Below are 22,421 nucleotides of genomic sequence, written 5' to 3'. Positions count from 1 at the left end.
GCGGTCGTGATATCGGTCATTCGCTCTATATCGCGCAGGAGCGGAGGCGTCATCGCGAATCTGGCCGAATTGGCCATATCGTCAACGGTTTCGGTATTGCCTCGTTCCGTCACGAGGGATCACGGCAGCGTCGAGGTCCAGGCCTGGCCGGATGCAGCCTTCTCGTATCCGTACTGGTAGAGCGCCCGCATATAGCCGGTATCGAACCCTTCCGACGGCGGCGCGGGATAGTCGCGCGCGATGTAGGAGAGATGGAAGCCCAGCCGGTTACGCTTGGCGAAATCGTAGGTCGAGAAGATGATCGAGCGCGTCTGCGATTGGGTGATCGCCGACAGGCTGCGCGAGGCGACGTCGATGGTGCCGTTGGAGACGAGCTCGAAGTTGCGTTCGATCTTCTTGTTGACGAGGATGTAGATGTCCACCTTCGCATTGCCGGGCAGACGGCCACTCTGGAACAGCAGAGCTTCGGGCAAGGTCAGCACCGGCGCGGTCACGCCGCCGTCGACATGCATCTCCTGAAACTTGCGGCCCCCGCCTTCGGCATCGATCATGATGGGCGGAAACACCAGTGGAATGCTGGCGGAGGCCGCCATCACGTCGCGAAACAGCTTGAGCGCCTCGGGCGTTCCGACCGCGGCAATCTTGCCCATGTCCCAGATCGCGGTGCGCTGCGTGTCGAGGTCGGTCGTCACCACGAGCAGCCTGCGGCCCTTGGCGTGCTCGCGCGCGACCTGTGCCATGATCTCGGGCCCGACATAGCGTGCAACGAGCTCGCGCAGCCGCGTGTTGCCGAACAGGCCGGATCCGAACAGCACGCGCATGATGCTGGGATCGTTCAGGAGGCTCTCCGCGATGCCGCTGGTGTAGACCTCCTTCAGCGTGTCGTCATATTGCGGTCCGAGAAACGCGAACGGCGCGATCAGGCCGCCGGTGCTGACTCCCGAGACGACCGAGAAGGTGGGGCGGGTTCGGGCCGCGGTCCAGCCGTTGAGCACGCCGACGCCATAGGCGCCGTCAGCGCCGCCGCCGGACAGCGCCAGATAGGTTCTCGTCGCAGTGCTGTTGTCTTTATCGAAGCTGAACTTGGTGACCGGCTCGTCGGCGTAGCGCCGGAGGCCGTCGATATCCAGCACGCGCGAGGCGCTGGCTTCAGCGGCCGTGTAGGGCGTGCGGGGCAGGGCGGTGCAGGCGCCGAGCGCTAGGCTGCAGATCAGGACCACCGATCCGATCAGGCCGACGCCAGTCTGCCTGATCCGGTCACGCGAGGAGACGGATGCGTCGGTCGAACACGAAGGGTACGGCATTGTCGGTGGCTGGCGATCACGCATCTACCGCCGCCGGCAAGTTCGCCGCGGCATCTCGTCCAGCCCTGCGCACAAAACTACACTGTATCGTTTCGTTTGACAAGGGCGCGGGCACACTATCCTTGTGTGGGTCGGTGTCCCAGTCTGATGCACAAACCGGCGCGAGCGCGGTCGGCGGGTTGATCAGCCTGCTCCGACACGCAATAAGCACCACCATGAATCCCGACAATGACCTTCCCAATCACTTTGAGTTGCTCGCCACCGACGGGGCCGCGCGCACCGGGCGCCTGACCACCCCGCATGGCGTGGTGCGGACCCCTGCCTTCATGCCGGTCGGCACCGCCGGTGCCATGAAGGGCATGCACTGGCGCGAGGTGCGCGATGCCGGCGCCGACATCGTGCTCGGCAACACCTACCATCTGATGCTGCGTCCAAGCGCCGAGCGGATCGCGGCGCTCGGCGGCCTGCAGACGTTCACAGGCTGGAACGGACCGATGTTGACCGATTCCGGCGGCTTCCAGGTGATGTCGCTGGCGGATTTGCGCAAGGTCAGCGAGCACGCCGTCACGTTCCGCTCGCACATCGACGGCGCCAAGGTCGAGCTGTCGCCGGAGCGGTCGATCGAGGTGCAGCGTTTGCTCGGCTCCGACATCGCCATGCAAATGGATGAATGCGTACGGTTGCCTGCCGAGCGCGCCGACATCGAGCGCGCGATGCAATTGTCGCTGCGCTGGGCGGAGAGAAGCAAGCGCGCCTTCGCGAGCGCCCCGGATGGCTACATGCTGTTCGGCATCGTGCAGGGCGGCGACGTGCCCGAGCTGCGCCATGCGAGCGCGCAAGGCCTGGTCGGGATCGGCTTCCATGGCTATGCGATCGGCGGGCTCGCCGTCGGCGAACCGCAGGCGGTCATGCTGGCGATGATCGACGAGACCGCGCCGCTGCTGCCGAAGCAGCGGCCACGCTATCTGATGGGCGTCGGCACGCCCGACGACATCCTCGAAGCGGTGAAGCGCGGCATCGACATGTTCGACTGCGTGATGCCGACCCGCAACGGCCGGCACGGCGTCGCCTTCACGCGCTACGGCCAGGTCAATTTGCGCAACGCGCGCCATGCCGACGATCCACGCCCGCTCGATGAAGAGAGCTCATGGCCGTCGACGCGGAACTGCGCGCGCGCCTATCTGCATCATCTCGTCAAGGCCGGCGAGACGCTGGGCGCGATGCTGCTGTCCGAGATCAATGTCGCGTACTACCAGTCCCTGATGCAGGGCATCAGGGACGCGATCGCGCAAGGAAATTTCGAGGAGTTCTATCAGCGTACGCGCGCGGACTGGGCGAGGGGCGATATCGCCCCGCGCTAGCTCAACAGTCCAAACTCAGTTGCACACGAGCCGCCGCTTCACGGCATGCTTGGTCACGAAGCCGTAGCCGCAATTGTCGCAAGTCCAGAGGTAGCTGATGATGTGGTCCGAGACGTAGGCAGATGCTTCAGCGGCGACCATGGAGTCGGCGCAGACGGGACAGGTCGGCAACTCGCTGCAACGCGGATCACGCCTTAGCGCTACGGTCGACATCACTTCAGCAACCGCTGACATCGTGGTGACCTCCCTGCTTTGAGACCTAAGTCTAACATAAGCAGAATCAGTTGACGAGGTCGCAACACAAATGCGTTGGTTTTCTGCTAATTAAAGCTCACGCGATTTTGCGATGCAGCGTATTTAACATGTGCTGCATAGCCGCTTGCGTGTCGCCGCAAGCTGTCCGTAACTGCGCAGGGCCGCGACAGACGTGCAGATCGTCGCCACAGGGAGTTCATCATGGACGTATCGTCCAACACGGGTGCAGCGCACCAACCCGGCCGTGGCCGGATCTATGACTCGATCGTCGATGCCTTCGGCAACACGCCCATCGTGCGCTTGCGCCGGCTGGCCGGCATGCACGACGTGAACGCGACCATTTTGGCAAAACTTGAATATTTCAATCCTGCCGCGAGCGTGAAGGACCGCATCGGCGCGGCCATGATCATCGCGATGGAGAAGGCGGGCATCGTCAAGCCGGACACCGTGCTGATCGAGCCGACCTCCGGCAATACCGGCATTGCGCTCGCCTTCGTCGCGGCCTCCCGCGGCTACCGGCTCAAGCTGGTGATGCCGGAATCGATGTCGATCGAGCGACGCAAGATGCTGGCCTTTCTCGGCGCGGAGCTGGTGCTGACGCCGGCGGCGCAGGGCATGAAGGGCGCCATCGCGGCCGCCGAGGAGCTCTTGAAGACGACGCCGAATTCAGTGATGCCGCAGCAGTTCAAGAACCTCGCCAATCCGGAGGTGCACCGCCGCACCACCGCGGAGGAGATCTGGAACGACACCGGCGGCAGCATCGACTTCTTCGTGGCCGGCGTCGGCACCGGCGGCACGATCACCGGCGTCGGCCAGGTACTCAAGCCGCGCAAGCCGGGCTTGCGTGTGGTCGCGGTCGAGCCGGAGGAGAGCCCGGTGCTCTCGGGGGGACAGCATACTCCGCACAAGATCCAAGGCATTGGTGCCGGCTTCGTCCCTGACATCCTCGACCGCTCCGTGATCGATGAGATCGTGAAGATCAACTCGACCACCGCGATCGAGACCTCGCGCGCGCTGGCGCGGCATGAGGGCATTCCGGGCGGCATCTCCTCGGGCGCCGCGATCGCCGCCGCACTCGAGATCGGCAAGCGGCCGGAAGCTTCCGGAAAGACCATCCTGGCGATCGTGCCGTCCTTCTCCGAGCGGTATCTTTCGACGGCTCTGTTTGAGGGAATCTAGGACATGGCGGATCAACCGAGACGGCCGCGCACGCTGGGCGATGCCAGGACCGAGGCCGAGGCGGCGTTCAAGAAGGTGACGGCCAAGGTCGCCACGGCGCCGCCCAAGCAAAACGCCGTGCCCGGCATCAAGGAGCAGGTCACGCTGCGCATCGACCAGGACGTGCTGGAGTTCTTCCAGGAGGGCGGTCCCGGCTGGCAGGATCGCATCAACGAGGCGCTGCGCAAGGTGGCAGGGAAGTAGACTTCGCGGATGGGCTGTAGCTCCTCATCCTGAGGAGCTTGCGAAGCAAGCGTCTCGAAGGATGAAGGCCCCGCTGGTCGAGGCGCGCCTTCATGGTTCGAGACGGCGCTTCGCGCCTCCTCACCATGAGGATCACAAACGAAAAAGCCCGGCGCGAGCCGGGCTTCTGTCGTCTGGGATCCGTCTCGCTCTCAGCGGCGGAACATGCCGCCCATCATGCCGCCGACGACGCCACCGACGAAGGCCGCACCGGCAGCATCGCCGGGATTGCTGCGTGGCTGGGGAGCCGGTGCCGGCGCGCTGCTCTGAGCCGGGGCGGTGGCGGCGCGCCGAGCCGGCTTCTGGCTGCCGTCGCTCGCCGTTGCCGGGGCAGCCACGATTTCCGAGAGCAGGGCCTTGTGCTGGTTCTTGTTGAGATAACCCGACGAGGGATAGCCGCGCGCAGTCTGCCAGCGCTTGAGCACGGACCGCGTTTCGTCGTTGAAGACGCCGGTCTGGTTGGTGTCGAAGCCGAGCGCCGTGAGTCGCCGCTGCACGTCGCGACGCTTGTTCTTGTCGAGACCGATTTGGTCCTCGGTCACTTGGGTAGCCTCATCCGTGAAGGTGGCGGGATCGACGCCGGCATTGAGCGTGCGGGTCGCGGTCGAGGGGCCGCTCTTGATCGCCGCTAGCCGCGCCAGCGCCAGCGCCTTGAACTGGCCGTTCGGGTAAGCGGTGAGGTAGGCATTGAGCTCCTCGGCCTTGTTGGACTCCTTAACCGAGCGCCAGTATTCGAGCTCGACACCGTCCGAGCTTCCGGTCGCCGCCGGCACAATGCCGGTCGCGGTCGGGGCCGCAGCGGCGACCTGGATGGTCGGCGCCTGATTGAGATAGACGGAGCCGGTCAGGTTGGTGTGGCCCCAGGGCAGCTGGCCCTTGCGGGTCTCTTCATTGACCTGAGCGCGCACCGACGTCATGGCCTGCTGGATCTCGACGCCGGGCTTGGTGATGTTGTCAATCAACGCCCGCGTGAACGGGCTGTTGTTGCCTTCCTGGCCGTCGAGTGCGGTCTGGCCCGGGCCGGTGGCGAACGCGATCAGCGTGCCTTCGCCGGACTTCATCTCGGCGAGGCCGCTCTGGACGTTGACGCTGCGGGTCGCCGAATTCGACTTGATCTTCGCGGCGAACGGATTGTCCCGGCAGGCGTCGAGGAAGACGAGCTTGACCTTGGCATCGCCCATGGTCTGCTCGAGCGTCAGGTCGATGTTGATGGCGGCGCCCAGCTTGACGTCCATCTCCGACTTGATGTCGGCATCGACGGGCAGCAGGTAATTGGTGCCGCTGACGGCGATGCCGTGGCCGGCATAATAGAACAGCGCGATATCGGAGCCTTGCGCCTTGCGGCCGAAATCAAGCAGCTTCTCGGTCATCTGGTCGCGGCTGAGATTGGAGCCTTCGATCACCTCGAAGCCGACATTGCGCAGCGTGGCCGCCATCGCCTTGGCGTCGATCGGCGGGTTCGGCAATTGCGCGACGTTCTTGTAGGAGCCGTTGCCGACGACGAAGGCGACGCGGCGGTCAGCCTTGGCGGCACTGATCGACAGCGCCATGCACATCAGCGAAGCGAGGAGGGTGAGATAGCGCATTCTGAAATCCCCAGAATCGAATTGCAGGCAGCAACAAATCGGCCACGAACCTACACGAAGTGCCCGACTTCGCGCCACCAAAACGGCAGTCCGTTGCGTTCAACCCGCTGCTGTGTGGCCGAATGTGCACGATGGAGTGTTGCTCCAACGTGATCCAAATCACACGGCCACTTGGTTTTGTCGCGCGAGACGGCGCGAGGTTCACCTGGCCCGGGCGGGAACCGACGAAGCGGGCTTCAAATTGAGTAAATTGCCGAACAGGATCAGCGCGGCGCCGAGCACGGTCCAGGCGTCGAGCCGCTCGGAATACAACAGCCAACCGGCAGTTGCAGTCAGTGGAACCCGCAGGAAGTCCATCGGAACCACGACCGTCGCGTCAGCGTAGCGCATCGCACTGGCCAGGCAATAATGTGAGAACGTGCCGCAGACGGCGATCACGCCGACCCAGCCCCAGACATAGAGCGACGGCCACGTCCAGACCAACAGCGTCGGAATGAAGCCCGCAACCGACTGCACCACCAGCATCCAGAACAGGATCGAGAGCGCACTCTCGGTGCGGGTCAGCGATTTGACCAGCGCCATCGCGACGCCAAATCCCATGGCGGCGCCAAGCGCGATGAGCTGCCCCGGATTGATCTCCCCGGTCGAGGGGCGGACAATGACGATAACGCCGACGAGGCCGAGCACGATGGCGGCGATCTTCCATGGCGTCATCCGCTCGGACAGGAAGCTCGCCGCGAGGACGGCCGTCCAGATCGGCATGGTGAACTCGATTGCGACCACCTGGCCGATCGGGATCAGTGTCAGTGCGAAGAACCAGCCGAGTTGGGCAACATAGTGCACCAAATTGCGGCCGACATGCTGCGGCAACCGCGATGTCTTGAGCACCTTCCAGCCGCCGGCGCGGTAGATGATCGGTGAGAGCAAGACGAAGCCGGCCAGCGACCTCATTTCCATGATCTGAAAAACATTCAGCTCGCGCGTGGTCTCGCGCCCGGCGACTGCCATGATCAGCATCAGCGACAGCCAGCCGGTCATCCACAGTGCAGCCATCATTTTCGACGGTGTGGTACTCATCTGCGGCGGATACGAAAGGGATGGACCAAGGAGGGGCGGCCGGTATCGGCGACATTGCCGCCGTTTGCAACGGCCAAATCTGCGGATGCAGCGATGCCGGGCGGCATGCTAAGGCATCAGCGAACAACGACAAAGATCGGGAGACATTGCCCATGCGCATCTTGCAGCCGGCCGAGTGGAAAAAACCGCGCGGCTTTTCCCACGGCGTCGCGACCGAGGGGCCGGGCCGGTGGGTGGTACTCGCCGGCCAAACCGGGGGCGACGAGGCCGGCAGTTACGATCCCGACATGGCAGCCCAGGTCGCGACGGCGCTGAAGCGGATCGTCAAGCTGCTGGGCGAGGCCGGTGCCGGCGCCGAGCACATCGTCCGCCTGACCTGGTACCTGACCAGCCGCGCCGAGTACGAAGCGGCAGGTGCCGGCATTGGCGCGGCCTGGAAGGAAACGCTCGGCCGCAATTTTCCGCCCTCGACGCTGCTCTATATCGGAGGCCTCGTGGACGAGCGTGCCAAGGTCGAGATCGAGGTCACGGCGTTCGTGCCCGGCCCATAAAAAAATCGATCCGGCGCGGGCGCCGGATCGATTGTCGCGTGAGCTAGCGTCTTATTTCGACATCGAGATGTGCGCGCCGCGGAACTGACTGTCCGCGCGCATCGTGACGTTCTGCTTGTTGCCGGACGTCTTGAGAGAGATGTTGGCGTTGAAGCCCGCGGTGGAGGCCACCAGCTCGTAGCTTCCGCCACTGCCGCGGCCCTGGAGCGAACCGGAGATGTTGCGGCTGGTCTCGGACCAACTGCCTGCAATGGCGCCGCCTTCGGCCTTCACGTTGGCGCCGAGGTTGAATTTGTAGGCATCGCTGGCGCAGGTCAGCGACATCTCCATGGTCGGTCCGATCGGAGCGTATTTGGCCCGGCAGCGGATCCGCTCGGTCGAGCCGTCATCCAGCGTGACCGTGCCACTACCGCTCCAGCTGCCCGCCAGCGGGGCGAACGGGCCGGACTGGGCACTGCTTTCGGTCGCGGCGATCCCAGCCCCAAACAAAACGGCGGCCGCGATCAGCAGCCGCCGGTTCCGGGCGCGAGCCTCAATTGGTTTATTGGCGCGATGCTTCCCACCGCCCGCTGCACGGTATGCCTGCAGATGCTCCATTCCACTTCCCCGATCCGGCGTTGCCGCTGAGTTGACCGTTGGCATATGCACCATTGATCGAAACTTTCACAAGTCCCCCGCTGCCGATGGTGCCGGAAACGTTAGCGCCGGGCGCGGTGATCTTGCCGCCGGCAACCGTCAGCATCGAGCTTGCGGTCGGCTCGCACGAACCGCTCTTGGTCACGATGGTGACTTGCCAATTGCCGTCATAGGGATTCTGGGCGAAGGCGGGGGCGGCGAGGGTGCCAGCGAGAACTGGGGCGGCACAGAACACCGCAATGCGACCAAAACGCATGAATTCGTCCTTGAATGTGTCTGAGTTGTTGACGCTTATTCGGACGAAATGTGACGGAAATTTGTTGCGATGCCAAAGCGAAAATTGTTCGTTTGGGAACAATGGTTTATTTGCGCTTTTGGCTCCAATTTCCGAAGCAGAATCAAGGGCGCCGCACGTTAAGGGTAAACGTCAGGACGACTCGGAAAGAGCTTGCTCCAGGAGACTTCGGCTCAGAGGGCTGGCTCAGAGGATCTTGGCTCAGGAGAGGCTCGGCGCGGAGGTCGCGAACTGCTCGTCCTGGACTTTGGCGGGTAGCGCCTTGTGGACCTTGGCGTAATCGATCACGTCGGCCAGCAGCTTGAGCCCGAGCGGCGCCAGCGCGCGCTCCCAAAGCTCTCGTGCGGTCTCGCCCTTCTTGACGAAGCACCAGTCCTGGGCGGCGATCGCGCCGGCATCCATGCGGTCGGCGAGATGGTAGATCGTGCCGCCAGCGATGGGGTCGCCTTCCTTGATGGTCCATTCCACCGCGGCCTTGCCGCGGTGGCGCGGCAGCAGCGAGGGATGATAGCCGATCCCGCCGAGCCTGGCGGCGGCGAGCGCATCCTTGCCGATCCTGGCATGGCTGTGCGCGGTGATGATCAGATCGGTGTCCGGGGCGATCTCGGAGGCCACCACCAGCTTGGGATTGGCTTGCACCTGCACCTCGATGCCCGCCGCCTTGGCCGCCGCGGCGAGGCGGTCGTCGGCGTCCGCCACCACGACCCGGACGACCGAGACGCTGTGCTCCCGGAGCATGTTCAGGGTGGTCACGCCAAAATGGCGGGAGCCGACGAGGGTAATTCGCATGGGTGTCCGATCCGTCTCGCAACTGCGTCATCCCCCGATAACACGTCCGCATGCCCTGTCACCACCCGCGCAGCGTTTGCGTGGGTTATCAACAATGCGCCGGGCGCCGCTTGCGCGAACGCCGGGATTGCGCCGTCGAGCCGTCCGGCGCCTTCCAAGCGGGCATGACATCGGCTTGGGAGCGAAGGCAATGCGCAGCGTCGGGTTTTTCGCTGTCGCGACACTGCTGGCGGCCACTTCGGCCCAAGCTGGCGGGCCTTACCCGGCGGTCCCGACCGGCGTTGCGCCATCAGGTGGCGCCGATCTCGGACGCCTACCGTTGCCTGGGGCCCTGCGTCGTGGACGAGAGCCTGTAGCGGGTTCCTGTGTTTCGTTTCTTAACAGAGATGCCTCGGATTGGCTGATAAGGGTGCGCCAACCGGGGCTGGTGCATTTCAAACCCGCATCCGTTTTCGACCCCGGCTTTTGGCCGCGGGCGGCCTTTCATGCCCACGACTGACGAAATCATCGAACGGTAACACGATCTCAACCAGCTTGGCGTATCGACGAATCCGTCGCGGATTTGTATTGCGTACCGCGACACCGAAATCGTCCGCTGGCGTGGGCGCGCCGCCGGGCCTTTTCGCCGGGACAGATCTCATGCCGAACGCGATCGAGCAGATCGTCGACGCCTATGTGCGTCTGAAGAACCGCCGTGGACTCGACGAGCTGATGATGCACAGGCAGCGGCTCGCGGTCGATCTGAAGAGCCGGTCCGGCTATGATTTCAGTTTGCCGATCGGTCAGATCGACGAGGAGATCGCGATCATTGAGGCGGGGCTCAGCCGGCTCAAGTCGGATAAGTCCACGATCTAGACGTCGGCATCGTGCGCGATGCCTGGCGTTGACGCATTGTCGCAGTCCGAGCCCGGTTCATGCGGGGTTCAGGCCAGCCATGCGTCAATTGCCATGTCGTTTCGTGGGACGCGAATCCTGATAGGCTTGTCCCCGTGTTTTGAAGGAATCGTCATGATCGAACTTGCGCTGGCCGGCCTGCTTGCGTTTGCAACCGGGCCTGCGGCGCCGACAGCGCCCATGGTGGAGCAGGTTCAGTTCAGGGGCGGTCCGGGCGGGCAATGTCCACACGGCTACGATTACAACCACTCGAACGGCCGCTGCTATCCCAACGACCGTCACGCGCCGGGTGTCTACACCGGGGGCCACGGCTCGGGCTATGGGCGCCGTGGTGGCCTGTGCCCGCACGGTTACGACTATAATTACTCGACAGGCGAGTGCTACCCGAATCGTGCGCACGCGCCCGGCGCTTACGGTCGCCCTCAATATTACGGACGACGCGGCGGGCTCTGTCCGGACGGCTATGATTACAATTACTCGCAGGGACAGTGCTACCCGCACGGGGCACGTGCGCCGGGCATGTATGGGCGGTAGTCATCGCCGTGCTGAGGCGGGCGCTCAGTCGCGTCGGCCGCCGTCGATCACCGTGAACAGCGGCCGCGCCGGGGTGGGTTCGACCAGCAGCTCCTCTACCAGTGCGGTTGCGGCATCGACATATTTTCGGGTCGGCTTGTCGAGAGGGCGCTTGGCCTCGTCGTCGAGCGCGACTTTTGCGGCCTCGACCAGCTTGCGCATGCGCGCGGCATGGTCGTCGCCCGCGGTCAATGTCGCGCGCGCCAGCGAGCGCAGCACGAACAGCTCGCCCTCGAGGCGAAGCAGACGGTCGTTGAGCCTGGTCAGGACGGCGTTGAGGTCGGCCATGGCGTTCGAAGCGGAGGATCCGTCCTGATCTAGCCGCGATCTGTGAACGGAGTGCAAACGGCGCCGGCGCAATTCGGCGGATCCGGCGTCACCGCAGGCGGCTTACCATTCGACGCCGGCCCAGCGCCGCCCGAACACCGGTGGCCTCGTCTTCACGGCCTGCCAGCCGAAGAAGTGGTGCTTGCCGGACCAGGCATGCACGATGCCGCTGCAGATGCCGCATTTGAAGTTGCCGCTGTGAGCCTCGCTGTGCTCCTCTCTGGTCGCGGTGTAGTTCATGCCGCAACCGGTGCAGGTGAATTCTTCGATCGTCCAGATGCTGTTGGCCATGACCCAGAATGCGTTTCGGTGACTACGAAGAAAGGTAGTCACCAGCATTTGCAGGGGCGTAAACCGGCGCGGGGAAATCCGGTTAACCCGCGTTAGCCAAGCCGGGTTGGGGGCGGGCGATGTGGTATCCGGCAGCCGGTCGTCTTGACGCCAGATACGTTGCTGGCAATAACGGCTGAGCCCGCAAGCGCGGAAGTTGCGTTCATGCCGCAAGGAAAGCTGTGCCCGTGAAAAGCCTCCGTCAGTTGCTGACGGGCGAGGACGTCATCCAGCTCGTGATCCGCCTCGGCCTGCTCGCCCTGCTGATCATCTGGACCTTCCTGATCATCCGCCCATTCGTGCCAATCCTGGCCTGGAGCGGCGTGCTGGCGGTCGCGTTCTATCCGGCATTCAGCTGGGTCGCCAAGATCCTGGGCGGCCGGCCCAAAACCGCAGCAATAATCCTGACCCTGATCACGCTGGGTATCGTCATCGGCCCGGCGACCTGGCTCGGCATCAGCGCGGTGGACGGCGTGCGTGAGCTGGCGCACCAGCTCGGCACCGGCGACCTCGTGCTCCAATCGGCTCCGGAGCAGCTTAAGTCCTGGCCGCTGGTCGGCCCCTGGCTCTACGAGCTCTGGGATCAGGCCTACAACAACGTTCGGACGGCGGTGCGCGAGGTGGCGCCGTATCTTCAGCCGCTGGCCGGCCCGCTGCTCTCGCTCGCGGGCGACGCCGGCCTTGGCACGCTCCAGTTTCTCGTCTCCGTGTTCGTGGCCGGCTTCCTGTTTCCGCATGGGCCGCGCCTGGTCGCGGCCGGCCGCAACTTCCTGTTTCGCATCGTGCCGGAGCAAAGCGAGCATTTCCTCTCGCTCGCCGGTGCGACCATCCGCGCCGTGGCGCAGGGCGTCATTGGCGTGGCGATCGTCCAGGCGCTGCTCGCCGGAATCGGCTTCAAGCTCGCCTCGGTGCCGAGCGCGGGCCTTCTTGCCTTCATCGTGCTGCTGCTCTCGATCGTGCAGATCGGTGCTTTCCTGGTGCTGCTGCCAGTGATCATCTGGATCTGGACCGCTAAGGACGTCACCACCGCGCTGCTGCTCACCGTGTTCTTCGTCCTGGTCGGCTTCATCGACACCATGCTGAAGCCGCTGGTCATGGGCCGTGGCCTGACCACCCCGACCATCGTGATCTTCGTCGGCGTGATCGGCGGTACGCTGGCCCACGGCATCGTCGGACTGTTCATCGGACCGATCATCCTGTCGGTGGCCTGGGAAATGATGATGGCCTGGATCAGGACCGAGGACCGGGCGGAGACGGGGAAGGGGTGATCTCGCGCCCGCCAGCGCGGTGTCAGCCGCCCATGCCGGTTAGCTCGTGGCTTGTGATCAAGGCGCGTCGCTAACTTGTCTGTTTGACTAGACAAGTTACCATTGGGTCGATTCTGTTTTCGACAACGGCAGCAATGGCAAAGTCTTCCAAGCTGGTTGCCGCCAGGCGCGGCAAGGTATTGTTGGTCAGACGCCGGTCGGACGGCCTGTGGATGTTTCCGGGCGGCCGCAAGCGTGCGCGCGAGTCGGAGAAGGACTGCCTGCGGCGGGAGATCAAGGAGGAATTGCCCAAGCTGAAGCTCGGCAGGATCAGCCTCTGGAAGGAAGTGAAGGCGAGGAACAAGCGCTCCGGCCGCAAGATGAGCGACGCGATCTTCATCGCCAAGTCCGCCAAGGGCAGGCTGGCGATCGGCGACAAGAAGGAGATCGACCGCGCCGCCTGGCACAAGCCCCGCGGCATCCGCCTGACGGCGACCTCGCGCTACATCCGCGACCGCCTGTTTCCGCGCAAGCGGCGGCGAAGCTGAGCCGCTAGTCCTCCCGCGCCGCCGATCGCGTCCTGCCAGCAAACCTCCTCGATTGCGCCACCTCCGGCTCGGGTGCGGCGAGCTTCGCGGCCTGGAGCTCCCGCATCTCCTTGCGGGCCTGGCGCGCACTGCGCATCGCCCGCTTGATGAAGGGATGCTGCGAGTCCTCGGCGAAGAACAGCACGACTTCGCAGCTCGGACATTGCCTGGAATAGCCGTCCTGCAACCGGCCGGCGCGATCGCGAAACACGTTCTTGCACCGCGTGCACTGAACCTGGACCGAACTCATGCGCGGATGACAATCACTTTGAAATGGATCGTCAGCTGATCCGAAATGTCTGAAGAAAGCTTGAATGCCGGCCTGGCCCGATGCCGCCAGACATCGCCGAGCCAACTAGGCGTGTGAACCAGTTCACAAGCGCGCGGCGAAACCGCTGCTATGAAGACGTCATTGCTTAACCGATTCATTTCGAACGAAACGCCCCAGCGTTGCTCCAAGCGCTGGGGCTTTTTCGTGCCTCCATTCTCACAGCCAAGAGCAGATCGAAAGGGATCGCGCCGCCGCCTCGAACGTTACCGAGGAGGGGTGCGTTCGCAGGGCAAATCCCATATGCATGGCGCCGAGCTGCCGATTCGAGGGGCAAGGCGGCTCGCATTCAGTTTGCGGCGGTTCAAAAGCAGAAACGGGTCCAAGTGAGGCTTTCCACGAAGGCAAGGGTGGCCAAGAAGCCGCCGAAGAAGAGCAAAGGATCGCAGCGCGCCACGATCTCGTCTTCGTCGCCTCTCGGCATGATGGCCCTTCATCTGCTTGGACAATGGAAGCAGTCCGGACGCAGCGGCATCGTGTTTCTCGCCGAGAGCGAGAACAGGGCGGAGCGGCTCGGCAGCGTCATTCACGCGCTCGACCCCGCCTGCGAGGTGCTGGTGTTTCCGCGCTTGAATACCTTGCCGTTCGATCAACTGGAGCCCTCGCACGAGCTCGCGGGGCGCAGAGCCTCCGTGCTGAGGCGCCTTGCGAAGTCCAAGAAGCCGGTGTTTCTGGTATCGACGGCTGAAGCGGTGATGGAGCGGATGCCGCCGCCGGCCAGCCTGTCGCGCCTGAGCCTGAGCTTGAAGGTGGGCGGCACGTTCTCCGAGCAGGAGCTGGAGTCCCGCCTGCAATCCCTCGGTTACGATCTTGACGATGAGCCGGATTATCCGGGCGGGGCGCTGTTCCACGGCCAGACCTTCGAGATATTCCCGGCGGGCGCGCTGGGGCCGTTCCGGATCGAGCATTCGCAGCACACGATCAAACGGATCGTGGCCTTCGACCCGCATGAGCACAGGATCATCTTCGAGACCAGGGAGCTGCTCGTCGATCCCATGTCGGAGCGGCTCGGCCTTGCCGGCAAAGGCGGTAAGCGCGCCAGCCTGTTCGATTATTGCGTGGGCGCCAGATGGATCGCCGATGCCGGCGTGCCGTCGCATGCCGACGGATGGCTCGATACGATCGAGGAGGCCGCGCCCCGCAGCGAGCGGGAGCGCGAATATCTCGGGCGCAGCGATTGGAAGCGGCTCTCCAAGGGCATCAAGGTGCTGCCGCGGACGGCACCGTTCCAGGCCATCCCGGAATTTTCGAAGCTGACATCCTCCCGGAAGGCGTTGCGTGGCTTCGTCGAGGAGACGCGCCGGGCCGGGTCGCGGCTGATCCTCGTTGCCGCGCACGAGGACGATCTGCGCGTGATGGAGCGGATGAGCGGCGTCAAGGCGGAGCGCTGCGAAGACTGGGAGGAGGCGGCCCGCGGGCGGGGCGGTGAGATGGCGCTGCTCGCCGATCTCGATGCCGGTTTCGTCGTGCCGGCGAAGAAGCCTCTGGTCGTGGTGACGGCGTCCGACGTGCTCGGCAGCCGCGCGCATCATCCGCAGCCGATGGCGCGCGCCTGGAGCGCGGCCTTCGACCATGCCGATGCGCCGGAGCAGGGCACGGTGGTCGTTCATCTCCAGCGCGGCCTTGCCGTGCTCGACGGCCTGCAGACCGTCAACACCGGCGGGGGCGCGATGCGCGAGATGATCCGCCTGAAGTTCGCCGGCGACAATGCGGTGCTGGTGCCGCCGCCCGATCTCGCCTTGATGTGGCCTTACGCCGCCGAGCTCGGCAGGCTTTCGCTCGATAAGGCGGACGGCAGCACGTGGTGGGCGCGCCGCAGCGAGGCCGAGCGCGAGATCCAGATCGCCGGCAAGGCGCTCGCCAAGCACATCAGCCAGCGCCGGCGGCGGCGCGGCGAAAAGCTGGTGCCGCCGGGATCGGCCTACGAGAAGTTCGTCGCGCGTTTTCCTTACTTCACGACGATCGACCAGGCCCAGGCGATCCGGGACGTGCTGGATGATCTCGCATCCGGCCATCCGATGGATCGGGTGATCTGCGGCGATGTCGGCTTCGGCAAGACCGAGGTCGCGCTGCGCGCGGCGGCCGCGGTGGTGCTGTCAGGCAAGCAGGTGGCGGTCGCGGTGCCGACGACGGTGCTGGCCCGCCAGCACGTCGCGACGTTCCAGAAGCGATTTGCCCCGTTCGGCATCGAGGTCGGCAACCTCTCGCGCGCCACTTCGGGCGCGGCGCTGCGGGAGACCAGGGAGGGCCTGCGCAGCGGCCGGATCAAGGTTGTGATCGGCACGCAGGCGCTCACCGGCAAGGACGTCAGGTTCGACGATCTCGGCCTCGTCATCGTCGACGAGGAGCAGCATTTTGGCGCGGCGGAAAAGGCAAAGCTCGCAGGGCTCGCCAAGAACGTCCATGTGCTGATGATGAGCGCGACGCCGATCCCGCGTACGCTGGCCGCCGGTCTCGCCGGCTTCCGCGATCTCAGCGTGATCGCCTCGCCCCCGGTGCACCGGCTTCCGGTCGCGACCCGGATCGCGCCGCTATCGGATGCGGCGATCGCCTCGGCGCTGCTGCGCGAGCAGCGCCGCCACGGCCAAAGCTTCCTGATCTGCCCGCGCATCCAGGATCTCGATCCCATGCTGGCGCGGGTGCGGGCCGTGGCGCCGGACCTGCGCATCGTCTGCCTGCACGGCAGGTTGGCGGCCGACGAGATCGACGACCGCATGATGAGCTTCGTCGAAGGCCATGCCGACGTCCTGCTCGCGACCAACATCGTCGAGAGCGGCCTCGACATTCCACGCGCCAACACCATCGTGGTGTGCTGGCCGGAAAAGTTCGGCCTCGCCCAGCTGCACCAGCTGCGCGGACGCGTCGGCCGCGGCGGCATCCGCGCCTTCGCGCATCTCTTGACCGAGACGGAGTCCGGACAATCCGAGAAGCGCCTCGCCGTGCTCGAGGAGTTCAGCCGGCCGGGCGCGGGCTTTGCCATCAGCGAGCGCGACCTGGATCTGCGAGGCGCGGGCGATTTGTTCTCGGAGCAGCAATCCGGCCACGTCCAGGTGTTCGGGCCCGTGCTCTACAGCCACCTGCTGAAGATGGCCTCGGAGAAGAGCGACGAGCAGCTGTGGGTGCCCGACCTCAACCTGCCGGTCGGGGACATGCTGCCCGAGAGCTATGTGCAGTCCGAGCCGGTGCGGCTCGAGCTCTATGCCCGCGCCGCACGATGCAACGACGAGGACGATCTCGACGACCTCGAGGAGGAAACCTCCCGCCGCTTCGGACCCTTGCCAAAGCTCGCGCGCGACTTCTTCGCCGCGGCCAAGCTCAGGATCGAATGCAAGCGACGCGGCATCATCCGCCTCGACGTCGGGCCTGAAGCTGCGGCCGCGACGTTCCTGCCCGGACGCCTGCGCAAGTCGCGAGGCAAGTCACTGCAACGCGACGGCGACCGCGTCGTCTATCACAGCCCGATGCGCGATGCGCCGTTCGAGCGGGTGGAGGAGCTGTTCGAGCTGCTGGACGAGGGGTAGGGGCTTGCGCGTTCGTCAGCGCGCAACTGCGAATTCGTAGCGGAAACCCTGCTCCACCATTATAGTTAATTTGGGCGTGGCGAAGGAGATCGTCCGATGTCACATGCCATTCGTCCAGTGATTGCCACGATTGTCGCAGGCTCATGTCTGTTGGCCCTGGTGCAAGCGGGCGGCGCAAATGCCGGCTCCGCCGGAGCGGGCATGGGAACGGGGCAGGGTAGCGCTGGCGGCTCGGCGCCTTCTGGAATGGGGACGAGTGCGGGCAATGCAGGTCCCTCAGCACCCCCAGGGATGGGGACGAAGGACATCGCGCCCGGCGGAGATCTGGGCACCAACAGCGAAGCGACCAATTCGAACGTCCAGCCCGCCACGCCTGCGAGGTCGCGGGCGGCAGCTCAGGCCGCGAGAAATGCCGGGGCTGGTCGCGCTCAAAATGGCCTGCCGATCGGCGCAATTGGCAGCGGCACGAGCAATGAAGATCAAAAGGCCGCTGGTTCGGCGTTCTCCCAAAGCAGATTCCGACCGGCAACACAGGCTCAAGGAAACGCCAGTGTTGGTTCAAATAGTCTGTCAGGGAGAGGCTCGAGCCTTTCGGACCAGATCAGTCGGCCGCGAGCCGCACGAGCTGGAGACAAGGTGCTGGATGCCAAGGCCCGGGTCGAGCGACGAACGACTGTGTCGCCCAAACGCGTTACGAGCCCGATAGGACCAGGTTTGTAATCTGCGAGCGACGGGGGAACAGGTCGACTCGGTGCATCGCGCTCTACCAAAGCACATGTGGCGCTCGCGGTTTGAGCGGACGCACGAGCTGTTCGAGCTGCTGGACGAGGGGTAAATCGGAAAGTGCGAAAACAACCCCATGCACAGTAGCTATGTGCTTGTGCGATAAGGCGTTCTGCATTCGGCGCGTCCATCGCGGCCGAGGTGGCCCAAGCAAGCGTGGTCCACGACCCGGATCAGGCCTATCGTGCCGAGTCCGTGCCGGAGGCGCCGTGACTTGGCCGTTGATTTGTCGGGCAAAACAGTGGCATTATGCCAACTTCGGAAAATCCGTTGCTGGCATGGCTGTTGCCGGATGCGCGGCGAGGAGCTTGCGCCGGATCCGTAATCGGCCGGGGGCGCCGGCCCGTCCGCCGGCCGCGCCGCTAACGCGGAATTAATCCAGAAAGCCGACAATTTTAGGCAGTTGTGTATGGGTGCTGCGTAAGCGGATCGTCGCGAGGGCGTTCCAGGGGGCGGCTTCCTGTTGCTCGCTCCATGGGGGTCAGTGCAAATGACCACGTCCTTCGAAACGCCAAGCTTCGCCGAAGAGCTCGACGCCGTCGCCCTTGCAGACGCTGCAGGCGCGCAGGAACCCGCAGGCCCGGAAGCTGAAACGCCGCCAATCACGCCCCGCCGCAAGACGATCCTGCCGCTGGCGGTGTGTGCCCTCGCCATCAACGGCGCGGCGGCCATCTATACGTCGCCCTCCGGCATGCCGTCATTGAATGTTGCCAGCCTCGCCGAACTGCTGCCGCGGCAGGAGGCACCGGCACCGAAACCGGATCCGGTCGTCACCGCCCTGAAGGAGATCCAGTCGGCCCAGCAGCAGCACACCGCTTCGCTGCATGAGAACAACCAGACGCTGCAGCAGAATGCAGCCTTGCTGCAGCAGGATTCACTCTTGCTGCTGTCGCTGCGGCAGAGCATCACGGACGAGCGGGTCGACGTGAAGAAGATCTCCTCGCAGCTGTCCACGCTGATCGCCAAGGTCGACTCGCTGCAGAATGTGATGATGTCGGACGTGACATCGTCCGTTCGCAGAGCGAATGCGCGCTACGGACTATCTGCCGCGATGCGCAAGCGGCTGGTGCGTGAGCCCAAGCCCCTGGGGCCTCTAGGGCCGGTGTCGATCGGAGGGGCTCCGCTGACCGCGCCGGCTGCGGTGGCGGCGCCGGAGAGCTGAGGACGCGTTCTGGCTAGGCCGCTTCCTCCTCGAACGAGGTATAGACCCGGCCTGTGGGATCAACGACCTGAACGTCCCAGCATCCGTCCTCGACCAGCTCCCTGGCCTTTTTGAGGGCCGCGGCGAGTGAGGACCGCTTGAGATTGACGACGCCCGCCGTGTCGAAACCGTTGATTTCAAACATGCCGTTCCTCCGGTTTTGGGGAATCCTACACGTTTCCGGCGCGATGTCAGCGGGTTTGTCAAAGTTTCAGTTGCTGGGCCTTGGCCTCCAACCGTATTCCTGATGGGAAATCGTGGCGGTGATGTCGGCCTCTTTGTCTGCCGAGAGGCGCCAGGCCGCCACTCCGAAGCACAACGTCAGGACCAGGGCCGTCGCAAGCAGAAGCATCGAGACGAAATGGCTCACGCGGGTCACCAGCGGTTGGAAGCTCCGAGAGAGCGAACACGGGCTGCCGATTCGAAAAATACAGACGGGCTGACCTAAAGCCCTGGTTTCCACATCAAGTCACACAGGACCAAAGGCGCTCACGATCCCGATCGTGATCGGGACCAGCGCGACGATCGTCCATAAGGCGGGCGAGCTGGAAGACAGACCGGCGAAAAAGATCAAAAGACCGAAGCCCACAAGGGCCGCCGAGATGGCATAGGCGAGTGCTTTTTCCATCGTTCGATCCACGAGGAAACGGGATGGATTGCGCCTGTAGGACTCAATGCCGATCGAAACGTTCCCATGCTGATCTGGATTGGCGGTGCATCAGCATCTCCGCAGCTCCGCTCAGCATATCGACCACCACTGCTGCTTCGAAGCCTGGAGCCACAAAATCACTGGGCCATGTCTGCGCGGATCGGGCACCGGATCCGCGGCGTGCTTCTAAGGCCGAAACGGGTCGGTCCCGGCCTTCCGCTCAACCATCGCCATTTCCACTTGGTCAGCAAGGACCGTGAGGTGGCTTGCGAGCCTGTCGAACACTTCGCGCTTGGCTGGATCGGTAGCCAAGTCGCGGATCAGGGCGCGTTCGGCCGCATCTTTGCAAGTTTCTCGATCTGCGCCAGATAGTCCTTCATTGGCAATTGGCTTCGTTCTGCGCAAACAAAACGTACAAGCAATGTGCGAAAGCGAGCAGAAGCGATTGCCGATTTTTCCTAGTCTTCGGTGGCTTTGGCCTTCCCCAAAGGTCCAAGCACCTCCAGCGGCCCCGGCCTCACACCCCAAAAGCCCCCCACGGTCGGGGCCGTCATTGGCGCTAGGCGCGATTTGCGATCGTGGCCGTGGCGCCTGCCTCTGAGCGTTCGCGGATGGAGGAGCCGAGTCGCATCGCACGAACTGCGACAACGGCGCAGCACTCTTCAAAGGAACTGACTCCATGCCTCTGCATTCCTCGATTGCATGATTTTCCCACTTTTCGGTCGGCTCGTTGACGGAGGGGGTACATGGGCACTTTCGATCACACCGCTGTTCTGAAGCAGCGTTTCGATGAGCTTGCTTCTGGGCTTTCCGCATTGGAAGATCTGCGCTCGCGCGTAGTCGCAGCCGAGCAAATGCAAGAGAGGCATAGTCACGCGGGCAAGCCGCCCCCGACAATTCGCAAGGGTGGCAACCCTAAATCGCGATCAGCAGAAACCGATCGGCCAAAGAGGCGCTAGGCGCGGCCCCCGGTTCACGCTTCAGAACAAGGGCCGCCGCTCTGGAACAGCGGCCCTACCGGGTTACGATAGATCCGAGATGAAACTTGCCAGCCCCGGTAACGACATGTTCGTCCTGGAGGGACGTTCCTGCATCAACAAACGTGAATCCAAAGGAACGGCCCCGGGCGTCCCGGGGCTGGCTGCGGACACACCGAGGCCGCCCGACGCACCACTCAGCGTGGCACGCCGGGTGATATCGTCTGCTCAAACATTCGAGCTGGGTGTCTCAAAAGATACCGTCCAGCATTAAATTTTCGAGGTCTAGGCCAGAACCAGCCCCGACGGCAACGCGAACGGCGGCCGGTGAACACGTTCGAATGCGGCGCCCGAGAAAGGAGGCCGCAACCATTGGGGCCTACCGGTTCACGCTGGCGGACCACCATCGTTCGCCGCACGCGACCTCTCCGCGCGTGAGGGCATCAGCAGAAGTAGCAATTGTTCAGCTCGCTCCTTGGTCAGATTGGCCGCCATATCGGTCCCGATCAGTGCTGGGCCCCTGCGTTCTCGATCGTAGACCATCCAACCCTTGCCGCCCATGCGAATGAAAAATCGGCTTTGCGACGGAACCTCGTCAGTCAATGAAGCATGCTCCCGATTTGCCCAGCACCTCTCAGGAAGGGGCATTCTTCTTTGTAGCTTCATTCGCATATGTGAATCGTTTCGGGAAAAAGTGGCAACTGGCCGAGTTTTCGTTCACAGTTGAGTGCACTGTCACCGTAGATTGTCAGATCCGGCGGGCGGGCTGCTTGGAACGCCTCGCTTGACTTCACGACCGTGGTCACGCGCCAGCGGTTGTTGAGTTCATGGGGAAGCCAATGATGCGGTGCGCATCAACCGGCGAAGCTCCGGCCTTCCTGCGTCAGCTCGAAGCTCTCGCCATTTGCGCAGAGCAAACCCGCCTCGACCATTTGCTTGGCCAATGACAGGCTGCACACCGGCTGCGAGCCGCCCGGATGATACAGCTGCGCGCCCCGCGCGATCAGGTGCCCATACAGCAGAGCGAGCCGCAGCGGCCTGACCATCCCGGGCGAGACATTTGGCATTCCTGCCAAAGCGTGCGGAAGGCCCTTCGTTCCTGTGTGGAGTCGAACGACTGACAATTGTCAGTCTGCGGAGCATTGACCGCGGCTGGCTGCAGCTAATCGCCCGCGAGCGACTGCATCGCTTCCAAGAGGCGTTCAAGCCCGAACGGCTTCTGGAGCATGATGCTGCCGGACACCGGACGCGGAGCGGCGTGCGTGTAGCCGGTGGCGTAGATCACAGGCATGCGCGGATTGGATTGCCTGCACTGGATGGCGACATCCCAGCCCGTCAGCGAGCCCGCCAACCTGATGTCGGTGAACAAGAGATCGGGTGTGGCTTCGGCACAGAGCTCGAGCGCGCGCTCGCCGCTATCAGCTTCCATCACCTCGTGCCCGTGAGTCTCCAGGATGTCGACCACCACGTCCCGGATCAGGTCTTCGTCTTCGGCTACAAGAACCCGCAAGTCTCCCTCCAGTCGCGCTCTTCGTCCACGACATGAGGACCCATGCGCAGAAAACATAGTGCCGGCTGGTCGGCGCCGCCTCCGCCAACTCGGCCGACGAGCCAGCGAGACTCAAGCTGGAACGGGTGACCTTTGTTCCTGCCCACCTGCTGAGCCGGACGGCATTTCGATTTTTGCGA

General features: G+C 64.1%; 23 protein-coding genes. 9 read left to right on the top strand and 14 right to left on the bottom strand.

What is annotated here, in order from left to right; genetic code table 11:
* Positions 1–119 precede the first annotated feature (119 nt).
* The gene (locus tag GA0061099_RS18770; RefSeq protein WP_225151692.1) at positions 120–1,304 is read right to left on the bottom strand and encodes a patatin-like phospholipase family protein; all 1,185 of its coding nucleotides are present in this window, start codon (positions 1,302–1,304) and stop codon (positions 120–122) included.
* 215 nt (positions 1,305–1,519) lie between these two features.
* Between GA0061099_RS18770 and tgt the strand changes: the two genes are divergently transcribed.
* A complete protein-coding gene (tgt, locus tag GA0061099_RS18765) occupies positions 1,520–2,665 on the top strand; it encodes a tRNA guanosine(34) transglycosylase Tgt (protein WP_036028145.1) in 1,146 nt (381 codons plus the stop codon).
* 15 nt (positions 2,666–2,680) lie between these two features.
* Here tgt and GA0061099_RS18760 read toward each other — a convergent pair whose 3' ends face one another.
* On the bottom strand, positions 2,681–2,899 hold the full coding sequence (locus GA0061099_RS18760) for a hypothetical protein (RefSeq protein WP_036028144.1): 219 nt from the start codon (positions 2,897–2,899) through the stop codon (positions 2,681–2,683).
* A gap of 222 nt (positions 2,900–3,121) precedes the next feature.
* On the opposite strand from GA0061099_RS18760, the gene cysK reads away from it, so the two are divergent.
* Together cysK and GA0061099_RS18750 are read left to right on the top strand one after the other, a co-directional pair.
* Positions 3,122–4,099: a cysteine synthase A gene (cysK, locus tag GA0061099_RS18755; RefSeq protein ID WP_036028142.1), complete on the top strand. Its 978-nt coding sequence runs from the start codon at positions 3,122–3,124 to the stop codon at positions 4,097–4,099.
* Positions 4,100–4,102: 3 nt separating this feature from the next.
* Entirely contained in the window at positions 4,103–4,342 is a 240-nt protein-coding gene (locus tag GA0061099_RS18750) for a BrnA antitoxin family protein (RefSeq protein WP_036012607.1), read from the top strand.
* Positions 4,343–4,533: 191 nt separating this feature from the next.
* Here the strand turns inward: GA0061099_RS18750 and GA0061099_RS18745 are convergent, their stop codons facing one another.
* Positions 4,534–5,967 carry a caspase family protein gene (locus GA0061099_RS18745; protein WP_074447966.1) on the bottom strand — a complete coding sequence of 478 codons (1,434 nt, stop codon included), beginning with the start codon at positions 5,965–5,967 and terminating at the stop codon, positions 4,534–4,536.
* 201 nt (positions 5,968–6,168) lie between these two features.
* The gene (locus tag GA0061099_RS18740) at positions 6,169–7,044 is read right to left on the bottom strand and encodes a DMT family transporter (RefSeq protein ID WP_036028140.1); all 876 of its coding nucleotides are present in this window, start codon (positions 7,042–7,044) and stop codon (positions 6,169–6,171) included.
* 152 nt (positions 7,045–7,196) lie between these two features.
* Between GA0061099_RS18740 and GA0061099_RS18735 the strand changes: the two genes are divergently transcribed.
* Complete coding sequence (locus GA0061099_RS18735; RefSeq protein ID WP_036028139.1) at positions 7,197–7,595, top strand: RidA family protein; 399 nt, start codon at positions 7,197–7,199, stop codon at positions 7,593–7,595.
* Between the two features lie 51 nt (positions 7,596–7,646).
* Here the strand turns inward: GA0061099_RS18735 and GA0061099_RS18730 are convergent, their stop codons facing one another.
* The 3 genes from GA0061099_RS18730 to GA0061099_RS18720 form a co-directional block, all read right to left on the bottom strand.
* Complete coding sequence (locus GA0061099_RS18730; protein ID WP_074447965.1) at positions 7,647–8,192, bottom strand: hypothetical protein; 546 nt, start codon at positions 8,190–8,192, stop codon at positions 7,647–7,649.
* Positions 8,137–8,487 (bottom strand): hypothetical protein, encoded by a 351-nt coding sequence (locus GA0061099_RS18725; RefSeq protein ID WP_036012597.1) that lies wholly within the window; start codon positions 8,485–8,487, stop codon positions 8,137–8,139. The genes GA0061099_RS18730 and GA0061099_RS18725 overlap by 56 nt, the downstream gene beginning before the upstream one ends.
* Before the next feature lie 240 nt (positions 8,488–8,727).
* Complete coding sequence (locus tag GA0061099_RS18720; protein ID WP_036012580.1) at positions 8,728–9,315, bottom strand: formyltransferase family protein; 588 nt, start codon at positions 9,313–9,315, stop codon at positions 8,728–8,730.
* Between the two features lie 639 nt (positions 9,316–9,954).
* On the opposite strand from GA0061099_RS18720, the gene GA0061099_RS18715 reads away from it, so the two are divergent.
* Positions 9,955–10,170, top strand: a complete 216-nt coding sequence (locus tag GA0061099_RS18715; RefSeq protein WP_036012594.1) for a hypothetical protein — start codon at positions 9,955–9,957, stop codon at positions 10,168–10,170.
* A 597-nt stretch (positions 10,171–10,767) separates the two neighbouring features.
* On the opposite strand, the gene GA0061099_RS18705 is transcribed toward GA0061099_RS18715, so the two are convergent.
* Positions 10,768–11,070, bottom strand: a complete 303-nt coding sequence (locus GA0061099_RS18705) for a hypothetical protein (protein WP_027575377.1) — start codon at positions 11,068–11,070, stop codon at positions 10,768–10,770.
* A gap of 102 nt (positions 11,071–11,172) precedes the next feature.
* Positions 11,173–11,400 (bottom strand): hypothetical protein, encoded by a 228-nt coding sequence (locus tag GA0061099_RS18700; RefSeq protein ID WP_036012574.1) that lies wholly within the window; start codon positions 11,398–11,400, stop codon positions 11,173–11,175.
* 227 nt (positions 11,401–11,627) lie between these two features.
* On the opposite strand from GA0061099_RS18700, the gene GA0061099_RS18695 reads away from it, so the two are divergent.
* Positions 11,628–12,707: an AI-2E family transporter gene (locus GA0061099_RS18695; protein WP_370107652.1), complete on the top strand. Its 1,080-nt coding sequence runs from the start codon at positions 11,628–11,630 to the stop codon at positions 12,705–12,707.
* A 134-nt stretch (positions 12,708–12,841) separates the two neighbouring features.
* Complete coding sequence (locus GA0061099_RS18690) at positions 12,842–13,234, top strand: NUDIX hydrolase (protein WP_157286040.1); 393 nt, start codon at positions 12,842–12,844, stop codon at positions 13,232–13,234.
* A 4-nt stretch (positions 13,235–13,238) separates the two neighbouring features.
* Here the strand turns inward: GA0061099_RS18690 and GA0061099_RS18685 are convergent, their stop codons facing one another.
* Positions 13,239–13,523: a hypothetical protein gene (locus GA0061099_RS18685; protein WP_036028134.1), complete on the bottom strand. Its 285-nt coding sequence runs from the start codon at positions 13,521–13,523 to the stop codon at positions 13,239–13,241.
* Between the two features lie 500 nt (positions 13,524–14,023).
* On the opposite strand from GA0061099_RS18685, the gene GA0061099_RS18680 reads away from it, so the two are divergent.
* A complete protein-coding gene (locus GA0061099_RS18680) occupies positions 14,024–17,122 on the top strand; it encodes a DEAD/DEAH box helicase (RefSeq protein WP_036028132.1) in 3,099 nt (1,032 codons plus the stop codon).
* 1,273 nt (positions 17,123–18,395) lie between these two features.
* Positions 18,396–19,067: a hypothetical protein gene (locus tag GA0061099_RS18670; protein WP_036012564.1), complete on the top strand. Its 672-nt coding sequence runs from the start codon at positions 18,396–18,398 to the stop codon at positions 19,065–19,067.
* 13 nt (positions 19,068–19,080) lie between these two features.
* On the opposite strand, the gene GA0061099_RS41240 is transcribed toward GA0061099_RS18670, so the two are convergent.
* The 4 genes from GA0061099_RS41240 to GA0061099_RS18650 all read right to left on the bottom strand — a co-directional run bounded on the left by GA0061099_RS41240 (position 19,081) and on the right by GA0061099_RS18650 (position 22,242).
* Positions 19,081–19,251 carry a hypothetical protein gene (locus GA0061099_RS41240; protein ID WP_167361663.1) on the bottom strand — a complete coding sequence of 57 codons (171 nt, stop codon included), beginning with the start codon at positions 19,249–19,251 and terminating at the stop codon, positions 19,081–19,083.
* Between the two features lie 324 nt (positions 19,252–19,575).
* Positions 19,576–19,734: a hypothetical protein gene (locus GA0061099_RS41235; RefSeq protein WP_164936882.1), complete on the bottom strand. Its 159-nt coding sequence runs from the start codon at positions 19,732–19,734 to the stop codon at positions 19,576–19,578.
* A 1,852-nt stretch (positions 19,735–21,586) separates the two neighbouring features.
* A complete protein-coding gene (locus GA0061099_RS18655) occupies positions 21,587–21,799 on the bottom strand; it encodes a hypothetical protein (protein ID WP_036028129.1) in 213 nt (70 codons plus the stop codon).
* Positions 21,800–21,894: 95 nt separating this feature from the next.
* On the bottom strand, positions 21,895–22,242 hold the full coding sequence (locus tag GA0061099_RS18650; protein ID WP_036012559.1) for a response regulator: 348 nt from the start codon (positions 22,240–22,242) through the stop codon (positions 21,895–21,897).
* Between the last annotated feature and the right edge of the window lie 179 nt (positions 22,243–22,421).

Source organism: Bradyrhizobium yuanmingense, from assembly GCF_900094575.1.
Lineage (GTDB): Bacteria > Pseudomonadota > Alphaproteobacteria > Rhizobiales > Xanthobacteraceae > Bradyrhizobium > Bradyrhizobium yuanmingense.
Note: the sequence above shows the minus strand (reverse complement) of the source record. Positions and strands in the feature narration are given on the sequence as shown.

Coding starts and splice junctions, on each gene's coding strand:
- GA0061099_RS18770 (WP_225151692.1), bottom strand. CDS start 1,304: ATGCCGTACCCTTCGTGTTCGACCGACGCATCCGTCTCCTCGCGTGAC.
- tgt (WP_036028145.1), top strand. CDS start 1,520: ATGAATCCCGACAATGACCTTCCCAATCACTTTGAGTTGCTCGCCACC.
- GA0061099_RS18760 (WP_036028144.1), bottom strand. CDS start 2,899: ATGTCAGCGGTTGCTGAAGTGATGTCGACCGTAGCGCTAAGGCGTGAT.
- cysK (WP_036028142.1), top strand. CDS start 3,122: ATGGACGTATCGTCCAACACGGGTGCAGCGCACCAACCCGGCCGTGGC.
- GA0061099_RS18750 (WP_036012607.1), top strand. CDS start 4,103: ATGGCGGATCAACCGAGACGGCCGCGCACGCTGGGCGATGCCAGGACC.
- GA0061099_RS18745 (WP_074447966.1), bottom strand. CDS start 5,967: ATGCGCTATCTCACCCTCCTCGCTTCGCTGATGTGCATGGCGCTGTCG.
- GA0061099_RS18740 (WP_036028140.1), bottom strand. CDS start 7,044: ATGAGTACCACACCGTCGAAAATGATGGCTGCACTGTGGATGACCGGC.
- GA0061099_RS18735 (WP_036028139.1), top strand. CDS start 7,197: ATGCGCATCTTGCAGCCGGCCGAGTGGAAAAAACCGCGCGGCTTTTCC.
- GA0061099_RS18730 (WP_074447965.1), bottom strand. CDS start 8,192: ATGGAGCATCTGCAGGCATACCGTGCAGCGGGCGGTGGGAAGCATCGC.
- GA0061099_RS18725 (WP_036012597.1), bottom strand. CDS start 8,487: ATGCGTTTTGGTCGCATTGCGGTGTTCTGTGCCGCCCCAGTTCTCGCT.
- GA0061099_RS18720 (WP_036012580.1), bottom strand. CDS start 9,315: ATGCGAATTACCCTCGTCGGCTCCCGCCATTTTGGCGTGACCACCCTG.
- GA0061099_RS18715 (WP_036012594.1), top strand. CDS start 9,955: ATGCCGAACGCGATCGAGCAGATCGTCGACGCCTATGTGCGTCTGAAG.
- GA0061099_RS18705 (WP_027575377.1), bottom strand. CDS start 11,070: ATGGCCGACCTCAACGCCGTCCTGACCAGGCTCAACGACCGTCTGCTT.
- GA0061099_RS18700 (WP_036012574.1), bottom strand. CDS start 11,400: ATGGCCAACAGCATCTGGACGATCGAAGAATTCACCTGCACCGGTTGC.
- GA0061099_RS18690 (WP_157286040.1), top strand. CDS start 12,842: ATGGCAAAGTCTTCCAAGCTGGTTGCCGCCAGGCGCGGCAAGGTATTG.
- GA0061099_RS18685 (WP_036028134.1), bottom strand. CDS start 13,523: ATGAGTTCGGTCCAGGTTCAGTGCACGCGGTGCAAGAACGTGTTTCGC.
- GA0061099_RS18680 (WP_036028132.1), top strand. CDS start 14,024: ATGATGGCCCTTCATCTGCTTGGACAATGGAAGCAGTCCGGACGCAGC.
- GA0061099_RS18670 (WP_036012564.1), top strand. CDS start 18,396: ATGACCACGTCCTTCGAAACGCCAAGCTTCGCCGAAGAGCTCGACGCC.
- GA0061099_RS41240 (WP_167361663.1), bottom strand. CDS start 19,251: ATGTTTGAAATCAACGGTTTCGACACGGCGGGCGTCGTCAATCTCAAG.
- GA0061099_RS41235 (WP_164936882.1), bottom strand. CDS start 19,734: ATGGAAAAAGCACTCGCCTATGCCATCTCGGCGGCCCTTGTGGGCTTC.
- GA0061099_RS18655 (WP_036028129.1), bottom strand. CDS start 21,799: ATGCCAAATGTCTCGCCCGGGATGGTCAGGCCGCTGCGGCTCGCTCTG.